This window comes from Jiulongibacter sediminis (assembly GCF_001306455.1).
Classification (GTDB): Bacteria; Bacteroidota; Bacteroidia; order Cytophagales; family Spirosomataceae; genus Jiulongibacter; species Jiulongibacter sediminis.
This window is the reverse complement of record NZ_LGTQ01000006.1, coordinates 1,087,129-1,098,188: the sequence shown is the minus strand read 5'-3', so window position 1 is coordinate 1,098,188 and position 11,060 is coordinate 1,087,129. Positions and strand designations below refer to the sequence as shown.

The window sequence follows — 11,060 nt, the reverse complement described above, 5'->3', positions numbered from 1 at the left end:
GACCGTATTTTTGGTTACCGTCCCGCCTGATCTCATTCAGCCCGATACCATACTTGTAACAATTCAGCCTAATGATGCAGATACTCTTTGTCCGACTGCTGATGACATCTACGGTATTGATGTCATTGACATTGAACTTTGTGCAGGGCCTTTGACCATGGGATCTATCTCTACTGATTCTGCCGGGTGTGCCATCTATTCTGCTTTCGATAATGCTCCGGGTGGAACCGATACCCTTTGCGTCATCGCAACCGACAGTCTCGGCCGTAAAGACACTACCGTATTTTTGGTTACCGTACCGACAGATCTCATTCAGCCTGATACCATTCTGGTGACCATTCAACCCAATGATGCAGACACCCTTTGTCCGACTGCTGATGACATCTACGGTATTGACGCCATTGACATTGAACTCTGTGCAGGACCTTTGACCATGGGCTCTACCTCTACAGATTCTGCCGGATGTGCCGTCTATTCTGCCTTCGATAATGCTCCGGGTGGAACCGATACCCTTTGCGTCATCGCAACCGACAGTCTCGGCCGTAAGGACACTACTGTATTTTTGATTACCGTACCGGCAGATATCATTCAGCCTGATACAATTCTGGTGACCATTCTGCCCAATGATGCAGACACTCTTTGCCCGACTGCTGATGACATCTACGGTATTGACGCTATTGACATTGAGCTTTGTGCAGGACCAATGACCATGGGTTCTATCTCTACAGATTCGGCCGGATGTGCCGTCTATTCCGCTTTCGATAATGCTCCGGGTGGAACCGATACCCTTTGCGTCATCGCAACCGACAGTCTCGGCCGTAAAGACACTACCGTATTTTTGGTTACCGTACCCGCGGATATCATTCAGCCTGATACAATTCTGGTGACCATTCAACCCAATGATGCAGATACCCTTTGTCCAACAGCTGATGACATCTACGGTATTGACGCCATTGACATTGAACTTTGTGCAGGACCGATGACCATGGGTTCTATCTCTACAGATTCGGCCGGATGTGCCGTATATTCCGCTTTCGATAATGCTCCGGGTGGAACCGATACCCTTTGCGTCATCGCAACCGACAGTCTCGGCCGTAAAGACACTACCGTATTTTTGGTTACCGTACCCGCGGATATCATTCAGCCTGATACAATTCTGGTGACCATTCAACCCAATGATGCAGATACCCTTTGTCCAACAGCTGATGACATCTACGGTATTGACGCCATTGACATTGAACTTTGTGCAGGACCGATGACCATGGGTTCTATCTCTACAGATTCGGCCGGATGTGCCGTATATTCCGCTTTCGATAATGCTCCGGGTGGAACCGATACCCTTTGCGTCATCGCAACCGACAGTCTCGGCCGTAAAGACACTACCGTATTTTTGGTTACCGTACCCGCGGATATCATTCAGCCTGATACAATTCTGGTGACCATTCAACCCAATGATGCAGATACCCTTTGTCCAACAGCTGATGACATCTACGGTATTGAGGCCATTGACATTGAACTTTGTGCAGGACCCATGACTATGGGATCTATCACCACAGATTCTGCCGGCTGTGCCGTCTATTCTGCCTTCGATAATGCTCCCGGAGGAACTGATACCCTTTGCGTCATCGCAACCGACAGTCTGGGTCGTAAGGACACCACCGTATTTTTGATTGACGTCCCGGCGGATATCATTCAGCCTGATACCATCCTGGTGACTATCTATCCTCATAAAACGGATACGCTTTGCCCAACGGCCGATGATATTTATGGCATTGATGTAATTGATGTGGAACTCTGTGCCGGGCCTATGACTATGGGAAATCTCTCTTTAGATGCGGCTGGCTGTGCAGTGTACTACGCCTTGGATAATTCAACAGGCGGTACAGACACTTTATGCGTGATTGCCACAGACAGCCTGGGTCGCAAAGACACCACCGTCTTTTTGATTACTATCCCTCAGTCCTTCTGTAATCTGGGCTTTTGTATACCGCTGAGTATAGTCAAAACAAAATAGCCTATTTTGGATAAAGAGGTCGCGATACGTTCTAAAGTGAATTGAAATTCAAACTGCCTACACTTAAATCAGCTTTAATCCTTCCTCAGAAATTTCAATGAGTCGTTGTTTATAAAGTCCTCCGATGGCTCTTTTGAAAGCTTTTTTACTCATCCCGAAATAGCCTTGAATGTCAGCCGGGTCAGATTTGTCGGTGTAGGGCAGCTCTCCATTGGCACTTTTGAGAAGTTCAAGAATTTTTTGAGCATCAGTATCCACCACATTTTCAAAACCAATTGGTCGCAGGGAAATATCAATTTTCCCATCCTCACGCACCTTTTTGACGTAAGCTTTGGTTCTATCTCCCCATATCACGGGTTGAAAAATTTCATTTTCATAAATCAATCCCCTATACAGATCATTTACGATGACATTCTGACCTAAATCAGACTTTTCATACGGCAGAATTTCCACTTCCTGCCTTTCTTCAAGTTGAATATTCTCCACCTCCAGGTGTTTATTGACTTTTGCTGAGGCTACAAGACGATCAGTTTGCTCATCTAAATACAAGTACACAATGGCCCAATCGCCTTCACGAAGCTTCTGATTCTGTTCTTTGAATGGCACCAACAGTTCTTTCTCCAGTCCCCAGTCAAGAAAGGCCCCAAACCGGGTTACAGCTGTCACTTCAAGACAAGCGAATTTATTAAGCTCAATCAGTGGTTTGAGGGTGGTGGCAATAATTCTGTCCTCAGAATCACGGTACAAAAACACTTCAATATCCTGCCCCACTTCGGCATCCTCAGGGATGTATTTATGTGGTAGCAAAACATCATTCCCCTCATCGTCTCCGAGATAAAAACCTACTGACGTGCCTCTTAAGATTTTAAGTTTATTATTTTGGCCTACCTTTAACATGCTTATTCTTCTTTCTGCAAAGCTATGAAAATACTTTCTCCGTTTTTGAAACGATTCTAAATAAGACTTAATCCATTTTGCGAAAAACAGTCTATTATTCTGCATTTTATTAAATTGTATTGCACTTATCTAATATTTGTTTTCCTATAACAAACTTTTTTATCCCATTATTAAAATTTTTCAAAAATATATTTGTCTCAATTTGGCCAATTGTAGTACACTTGAAATGTGTTTTAAAAATTAACACAAATTCAGCAGACAAAGCCTTCGCCTCCCGACCGCAATAAGACGAAAGGTTTATCGATGACAGATTAATTGTCAGTACGGTAGACAGTGTATTTATTGAGGAAATCTTAAAATACTAATGAACAAGTGAGCCAGGAAATGGCAATGGGAATCTATACCCAAAATGACATTTCTCCGTCTTTGGCGATTTGACAAACCGAGCGGTCGGGGGTTTTCAGAAAGCCGGACGGAGAATACCCCTCCCGGAAAAATACTCAAACCCGGAAAATTAATTTAAACCTTAAACAGAACCGTTATGAGAAAACTTGTACTCAAAACACTTCTGACGATGTTTGTACTCTCGGCGTTCAAGTCGATGGCCATAGATATCTCAGGTGTAGTTTCAGCACCCGGAGAAGGCCCGCTTCCCGGCGTTTCTATCGTGATAAAAGGTACCACCATAGGTACTATCAGCGATTTTGATGGAAAATTCAAACTTCAGGCCCCTGACGAAAGCTCCACTTTGGTTTTCAGCACCATAGGTTTTGAAACTATGGAAGTGCCTGTAGGAAACAAAACATATTTTGAGATCAGCATGGTAGCTGATACGAAAGTATTGAACGAGGTGGTGGTAACAGCCCTCGGTATTAGTCGCGAGAAAAAATCATTGGGCTTTTCTCAACAGGAGATTGGAGGAGAAAGCCTTACGGAAGCCCGATCTAATAACGTTGTCAATGCTCTTTCAGGTAAAATTGCAGGTGTTAGAATCTCCAGCAATGGTGGCCCGGGAAGCGGATCGTATATACAAATACGTGGAGCTTCTTCAGTAAGTGGTAATAACGAACCTTTGATTGTAATTAACGGGGTTCCTATGCAGCAATACAATAATAACACCTTTGGGGGTGGCCTATCAGAAATCAACCCTGATAACATCAAGGAGGTTTCTGTATTGAAAGGACCAAACGCTGCAGCCCTGTATGGCTCAAGAGCAGCCAACGGTGTAATTCTGGTAACAACCAAGGATGGTAGCGGCACGAAAGGACTAGGTGTGGATTTCAACTCAAACTACACCGTTGAAAGACCATTCATAAAGCCTGATTTTCAGGACATCTACGGTGGCGGTAACGGCTACCGTACCTGGTATTCTGATGGTTGGAGTGGTGTTATACAACCGGATGCTTATGATCAATACTTTGCTGCCTACGGCAACGTAAGCCCGAGTACCACAGGAACAGCCGGAACGGATGAAAGCTGGGGTGCACCAATGGACGGTAGATTAACACGTCAGTGGTGGACAGGCACAGATGTAGCCCCTTTAGTACCTCAGCCTAACAACTGGGAGGAGTACTGGGATACGGGTACCACTTTAACGAACAGTGTGGCTCTTTCAGGAGGAAATTCTTCAGGTAATTTCAGACTCTCCTACAGCAATATGTTCCAAAAAGGAATCGCGGCATTCAACGATTTCAAAAGAGACAACTTCTCTTTAACGTCTGGATATAATATCAACAAATGGCTGAAAGCTAATGTAAACGCCGAATACGTAAAATCAGGAGGAAACAGAAACTATCAGTCTGGTTCTCAGTTCATCTGGTCTCACAGACATGTTTCATGGGATCGCCTCGCTCAGTGGGAAGACTATCTGGACACTCACATTCAAAGAGGAAATGATACAGACCCACCTAACTGGCAGCACACATACTTTACAAACCCATTCTTTATGAATGAGTTATTGCCAACTACTAACGACAAAGATCGTATTCTGGGTAATATTGCATTAACTGCTACTCTTACAGAGAACCTGAAGTTGATGCTCAGATCAGGTACTGATGTTTGGACTGACACCCGTATTAATATCTCAAATTTTGAGAGGGTTCGTAACGGAAACAGATCTCCGGGAAGATTCTCTGAAGAGGTGCTGAGAAGACAGGAAACCAACCATGACTTCCTGTTATCCTATGACAAACTCTTTGGCAATGACTTCTCAGTAGCTGCTCAGGCAGGTGGAAACTTGAGAACCAACTATTACAAAAGAAACTACACCAGTGTAGGTGAGTTGGTTGTTGATGGCGTTTATAACCTATCGAATGCAAACCCAAGCCTTAATACTGCGGAAAGTAGAATAGAGCAGTCTGAGGTACAGTCAGTTTATGGTTCTGCCCAATTCGGTCTCAAAAATGCTTTATTCCTGGATTTGACGGCCAGAAACGACTGGTCAAGTACACTTCCAACCAATAACAACTCTTATTTCTACCCATCTGCTTCATTAAGTGCAGTATTGAGTGACCTGATGGATATCAGCGGTCCGGTTCTTTCATTTGCAAAAGTTCGTGGAAGCTGGGCACAGGTAGGTAATGATGCCAGTCCTTACCAGCTAAGTCAGACTTTCCGTTCAGGAGGAAGCTGGAATGGCTCAGTACCTCAATATTACGAGAACACAGAGTTGGCAAACGCCTTCCTGAAGCCTGAGATTACCACTGGTCTTGAGTTTGGTGCAGATCTGAGGTTCTTCAAAAGCAAACTTGCTTTGGATGTAACCTACTATGATCAGACAACCAAAAACCAGATTCTTGGTGTCGAAATCTCAAAAGCAAGTGGTTACAACTCCAGAATTCTAAACGCCGGTAGTGTAAACAACAAAGGGATAGAGATAACGCTAAGTGGTACAGCGATAGAAACCCCGACAGGTTTCAAATGGGAAACCAGCCTGAATTATGCGAGAAACAGAAACAAGGTACTGGAACTTGCCGAAGGACTTGACACCTACACTCTTCAAACCAGAAGAGGTTTGGCATCAATTGCTACCATCGGGCAGCCATACGGTACTCTTTTCGGCATAGGCTTCGCAAAAACGGATGACGGTCAAATCATTTACTCAAACGGCCTTCCTGTAGTAGAAAGCACTCCGCAAATCCTGGGCAATATCCAGCCAGACTGGACCGGCGGTTTCTCAAACACATTCACGTATAAAAATATATCACTGAATGCTCTGATAGACGCCAGAATAGGAGGCGACTTCTATGATGAAGGAACAGCTACTGCCCGTTGGACAGGCCAGTACGAAGAAACAGCCATTGGCAGAGAAGAAGGTGTAATCGGCAAAGGCGTAATGAATGTAGGAACTGCAGAGGCACCTGTTTACGTGCCAAATGACGTAATCGTGGCTGGTAACCAATTCTATGGTTATAATAACCCGAGACGTTACCACGAGGCTGCTATTTTTGATGGTACCTACGTAAAACTGAGAGAAGTTTCTTTGGGCTACAAATTCAGCCCTGAGTTCCTTGCTAAAGTAAAGATTCAGAATGCTAAACTATCTCTGGTAGGCAGAAACGTGCTGATGCTCTTCTCCAATCATCCGCATATTGACCCTGAGGTAGATGCATACGGCGGAAACTCTCAAGGCTTTAACTACGGACAATTGCCAAACTCCAGAAGTCTTGGTTTCAATCTTTCTCTTGGATTCTAAACCATAAACAAGACAGAAATGAAAAAATTTAAATCAATATATTCCTTGCTTCTGGGATCAACTTTGATCCTGAGTAGCAACTCTTGTACAGAAGATTTCGGTCAGATGAATACTGACCCAAATAACCCGACAACCATTGGTTCTCAGTATCTCCTTCCTTATGCGATGGAAAACTCTATCGACCGTTACTGGGGAGGTACTACCCGATTTGAGCGTTTAAACCTGGACGGAGCCATGCTTTGGATACAGTATCTGGCCAGAAACATCTACTCAAATGAAGGAGATAGTTACGGGATTACTCCGGCGTTTTACAATAACACCTGGGAGTCGCTTTATAACGATGGTCTGACCAATTTCGAGCGTATCATTGTCCTTACCGGCCCTGAAGGTGTGAACCCGAACAGTAATTACGAAGGCGTTGCCTTAGTGATGAAAACATGGGTTTATTCCCTACTGACTGATATGTACGGTGCTGTTCCATACTCTGAAGCAGTTTCAGGCTCTGCCAGTGAACCGGTATATACCCCGTCCTATGATAGCATGGAGAGTATTTATGCAGGTATGCTGGCCGACCTGAAAACAGCCAATGAAAAATTGACCGTTGGTGGTCCTGTAATCGCCGGTGATATCGTTTATAATGGCGATATCCTGAAGTGGAAAAAGTTTGCCAACTCGTTAAGACTTCGCCTTGCAAACAGACAGGCCGCGAAAAAGCCGGCAGAGTCGAAGGCTATCATGGCTGAGATTCTGGGTTCACCTGCCACTTATCCGATCTTCACCAGCAATGCAGATAATGCAACACTTGCTCATACAGGCACACGCCCAAGCAATAACAGCTGGAATGAAGTAATGGTTTTCGGCGGTCGTACTGACTGGAGCATGAGCAAAACTTTTGTGGATCTTTTGAGCTCTACAGGAGATACCCGTCTGGAGGCAATTGCCACTGACGTAAATGGCACTTATAGCGGAATCCCGAACGGCCTTCCTGATGCGATTGCTACTACGTATCTGAGCTCGGCTTCAATTATGCAGGATCGTTTTCGGGACGCTGGGGCTCCGAGTATTCTGATGACGTATAGTGAACTCAATTTTATCCTGGCTGAAGCCGCCGTTGACGGAGACATCTCAGGTGACGCAGCGGCCTACATGGAAGAAGGGATTAAGGCTTCTTATGACTACTATGGAATGGCTGTTCCAGATGGATTTGTTGAAGGCCTCGGTGGTGCTACCAAAGAGACTGTTATGACCCAAAAATGGATCGCACTTTTCGGTCAGGGAGTAGAAGCATGGACGGAGTACAGAAGAACAGGCTTCCCGAATTTCCCTCCTGCTGACCCAAGAGCCATCTTTGAAAACGACGGTATTATCCCGACAAGACTACCTTATCCTACAACAGAGTATTCGCTAAACAAAGCGAGCCTTGATGCCGGAGTGAGTCTCAACGGAGGACCGGATAATATGAAAACCAAACTGTGGTGGGCAGAATAATTTCAAAACTTTTTAACCGACCAATCATCATGAAAAATAGTATAAAAATAATATTGGCAGTGCTCGCAGGGTTTGCATTTACCTCTTGCGAAGAGCCTGATCCCTTTGTAGACAGAGTTGTTTCACCGGTACTGGTGCAGCTTGTTGGAGAAAACGGAGCTCCAAGCTCAGGATTATCAACTGACCCTACCATCAGCTCAACTTTTGGTGAGAGTACCAGTTTTGGAATTCAGGTGTTAGAACTTGATAAGACTAACATTCTGGATTACACCAAGGGAATTGACTCTATTCCGGTAACGTCTCTTTCATTAACCATTAAATACCGTGGTGGTGGAGATATCTCAACGCTACCAACGGATGGTAGTGGAATGGCCCTGGTAGAACTTCCATGGTCAGATTTCGGAATCACCGGTGCAGGCGAATCGGTATCGCTGATGGTAAGCGGAAGCTATAAAGACCAGTCTTTCTCAAAACTGTTCAAGCTGGCATCAAACTAATTATTTAACGAATTGATCAATTTTTTAAAATAAATAAAACTATGGAGAATACAGTAAACCGTAGAAGCATGCTTAAGTCAGGTTTGTTATCCATAGGCGGAATGGCCCTTGCACCACATTTGGTGCAGGGGGCTTTTGCTAACCAGCCATTCTACCTGGATACTCATAACAGACTTTACTACAGCCCTTTATCAAGAGAGTATTTTCTTGACGACCCTAAGGAAACAAAACTATTTGCAAAGCTGAATGCCAACGAGAACCCTTACGGGCCACCGGCTTCAGCCAAAAAGGCAGTTGCTGAAGCCGTAGATGGTGGCAACCGCTATGCATGGCGTGAAATGTACTCATTGGTTGATAAAATTGCCAAAAAAGAGAACGTTGACGTTAAACAAATCATGATGGGGCCAGGCTCTTCAGATCTTCTGGAGAAGGTAGCCATCGTAAAATTCATGGAAGGTGGTAACATTGTTTCGGCAGATCCTACCTACATGTCAATGATCAGAGTTGCTGAAAAAGCTGGGGGGGAATGGAAACCTGTGCCTTGTACCAAGGAGTGGGCTCATGACCTGGACGCTATGGAAGCCGCAATTGACGAAAACACAAAGCTGGTTTACGTTTGTAACCCAAACAACCCCGTTGGAGCAATGACTCCAGCCGCCGATTTGGAAGCCTTCTGTAAAAGAGTCTCTAAGAAAGTGCCGATTTTCATAGACGAAGCTTACATGGAACTAGCTGAAGGCCCTGAAGCAAAATCAATGGCTCACCTGGTTTCTGAGGGCTACGATGTAGTCGTTTGCCGCACCTTCTCAAAAATCATGGGTATGGCCGGTTTACGTGTAGGCTACATGTTTGGCAAGCAAGAGTTCATCGACGATATCCAGAAAATAACCAGAGGTGGAATGGGCATTTCTTTGACCTCAATCATGGCTGCAGATGCCGCTTTTGGCGATGATTCGTTCCAGACGATGACCAAGACTAAAAACACGGCCTGTAAAGAATATGTGTCTGCCGAGCTAAAGAAAATGGGCTATGACCCAATTCCGTCTTACACCAATTTCATGATTTTCCCTATTGATATGGACGGAAAAGAATTCCTCAAAAAAATGCAGGATCAGGGTGTTGGTGTCCGTGCCTTTAACATAATGGATAAAGACTGGTGCCGCGTTAGTATGGGTACGATGGACGAAATGAAGATGTTCGTCAGTGCTATTAAAGGCATTAGCTAAGAAATAAACCTCTATAACCTTCGGAGAGATTTTTCTCCGAAGGTTCACTTCTCAACCTTTCTAGTAATAACCCATGAATGAAGCTGTACTAAAAACCTTGGTTCTTATTCTTTTGATCGGAATAGGACTTATTCTCAAGGGCAAATTTGTCTCAAAAGAAAAAACTGACGGTATTAAAGAACTTGTACTGTCCGTCGCCCTTCCGTCCACGATTTTCATAGCATTGATGAAAATCAATCTGGACATTTCTTTGCTTTTTGTGCCCTTTGTGGCTTTACTTTTCAACTTCCTTTTATTCTTCATTACTCCTCTGGCCCTAAATGTTTTGGGCATCTCCAGCGACAGTGCCAATGGTCGAACATTAAAAATGCTCATACCATCGCTGGCACCAGGCCTTTCCAGCTTCCCGTTTATCTCTGAGTTTCTCGGAGAAGAAAGCCTTGCTCTGGCTGCAATGGCTGACGTAGGTAACAAATTCTTTGTATTAATTTTCCTTTACATCATTGCGATGAACATGTTCATCAAAACCAGTGGAGAAACAGCCAGCAATACAGGCGAAAAAATAAAATCACTCTTGATCAGTCTGGTCAAAGAACCCATTAACATCATTCTCTTTGCTGCCATTATGCTATTGTCTTTCGGTTGGAATTACGACACTTTACCGAATGTGGTAACGGGCCTTTTTGACAAAACCAGTGCACTAATGACACCAATGGTTTTGATCTTTATCGGCCTTGCCGTCAAACTTAAAGAAGGCAATAAACGCGTTGTTCTCTCCATTTTAACCTTCAGAGCCGGCGTAAGTCTTTTATTCTCTGCCGCATTGATTAAACTGGCTGGTTTTTCAGACCCGAACCATGTTTTATTAGCCGTAGCCCTCCCATTAAGCTCAGTGAGCTTCTGGCCTTTCGCACACATTTCATTGTTCAATGCTAAAGAAGAAACTACAGGAAAGGAAAAAAGAACTTTCAATATGGAACTGGCCATCATGATTCTGGCGATTTCATTACCCCTTTCCACTACTCTCATCCTTACCATTTTGAGTGCCGGTACATATTTCGTGGAGTTACATCGTATTCTTTGGTTAGGTATTGGTCTTACAGCGGTGGGCATCGTCCCTCTCCTCGCCAGTCGAATTTATGTTAGAGTTGCTCAAAGAGCCACCCATTAATTCCATTCATTTTATTGATTCCCAAAAAGCCCTTACGAGGGCTTTTTTTGTTAATTTTGCGAATTCATTCAAA

General features: G+C 44.3%; 7 protein-coding genes. 6 read left to right on the top strand and 1 reads right to left on the bottom strand.

Features of this window, described 5'->3' with window-relative positions; translation table 11 throughout:
• On the top strand, positions 1 to 2,014 hold a 2,014-nt coding region (locus AFM12_RS10595), incomplete at its 5' end, for a hypothetical protein (protein ID WP_157687359.1).
• A 63-nt stretch (positions 2,015 to 2,077) separates the two neighbouring features.
• On the opposite strand, the gene AFM12_RS10590 is transcribed toward AFM12_RS10595, so the two are convergent.
• Positions 2,078 to 3,016 carry a CvfB family protein gene (locus AFM12_RS10590; RefSeq protein WP_310586865.1) on the bottom strand — a complete coding sequence of 313 codons (939 nt, stop codon included), beginning with the start codon at positions 3,014 to 3,016 and terminating at the stop codon, positions 2,078 to 2,080.
• 469 nt (positions 3,017 to 3,485) lie between these two features.
• Between AFM12_RS10590 and AFM12_RS10585 the strand changes: the two genes are divergently transcribed.
• The 5 genes from AFM12_RS10585 to AFM12_RS10565 all read left to right on the top strand — a co-directional run bounded on the left by AFM12_RS10585 (position 3,486) and on the right by AFM12_RS10565 (position 10,987).
• The gene (locus tag AFM12_RS10585) at positions 3,486 to 6,605 is read left to right on the top strand and encodes a SusC/RagA family TonB-linked outer membrane protein (RefSeq protein WP_229308493.1); all 3,120 of its coding nucleotides are present in this window, start codon (positions 3,486 to 3,488) and stop codon (positions 6,603 to 6,605) included.
• Between the two features lie 18 nt (positions 6,606 to 6,623).
• On the top strand, positions 6,624 to 8,093 hold the full coding sequence (locus tag AFM12_RS10580; RefSeq protein ID WP_055147737.1) for a SusD/RagB family nutrient-binding outer membrane lipoprotein: 1,470 nt from the start codon (positions 6,624 to 6,626) through the stop codon (positions 8,091 to 8,093).
• A 29-nt stretch (positions 8,094 to 8,122) separates the two neighbouring features.
• Positions 8,123 to 8,590: a hypothetical protein gene (locus AFM12_RS10575; protein ID WP_055147734.1), complete on the top strand. Its 468-nt coding sequence runs from the start codon at positions 8,123 to 8,125 to the stop codon at positions 8,588 to 8,590.
• Between the two features lie 41 nt (positions 8,591 to 8,631).
• On the top strand, positions 8,632 to 9,816 hold the full coding sequence (locus AFM12_RS10570) for a pyridoxal phosphate-dependent aminotransferase (RefSeq protein ID WP_055147731.1): 1,185 nt from the start codon (positions 8,632 to 8,634) through the stop codon (positions 9,814 to 9,816).
• 73 nt (positions 9,817 to 9,889) lie between these two features.
• Positions 9,890 to 10,987 carry an AEC family transporter gene (locus AFM12_RS10565; protein WP_055147729.1) on the top strand — a complete coding sequence of 366 codons (1,098 nt, stop codon included), beginning with the start codon at positions 9,890 to 9,892 and terminating at the stop codon, positions 10,985 to 10,987.
• The last annotated feature ends 73 nt before the right edge of the window (positions 10,988 to 11,060 follow it).

Excerpts from the sequence above, each read along its gene's own strand:
- AFM12_RS10570 (WP_055147731.1), top strand. The coding sequence starts at position 8,632 with ATGGAGAATACAGTAAACCGTAGAAGCATGCTTAAGTCAGGTTTGTTA.
- AFM12_RS10565 (WP_055147729.1), top strand. The coding sequence starts at position 9,890 with ATGAATGAAGCTGTACTAAAAACCTTGGTTCTTATTCTTTTGATCGGA.
- AFM12_RS10580 (WP_055147737.1), top strand. The coding sequence starts at position 6,624 with ATGAAAAAATTTAAATCAATATATTCCTTGCTTCTGGGATCAACTTTG.
- AFM12_RS10590 (WP_310586865.1), bottom strand. The coding sequence starts at position 3,016 with ATGCAGAATAATAGACTGTTTTTCGCAAAATGGATTAAGTCTTATTTA.
- AFM12_RS10585 (WP_229308493.1), top strand. The coding sequence starts at position 3,486 with ATGTTTGTACTCTCGGCGTTCAAGTCGATGGCCATAGATATCTCAGGT.
- AFM12_RS10575 (WP_055147734.1), top strand. The coding sequence starts at position 8,123 with ATGAAAAATAGTATAAAAATAATATTGGCAGTGCTCGCAGGGTTTGCA.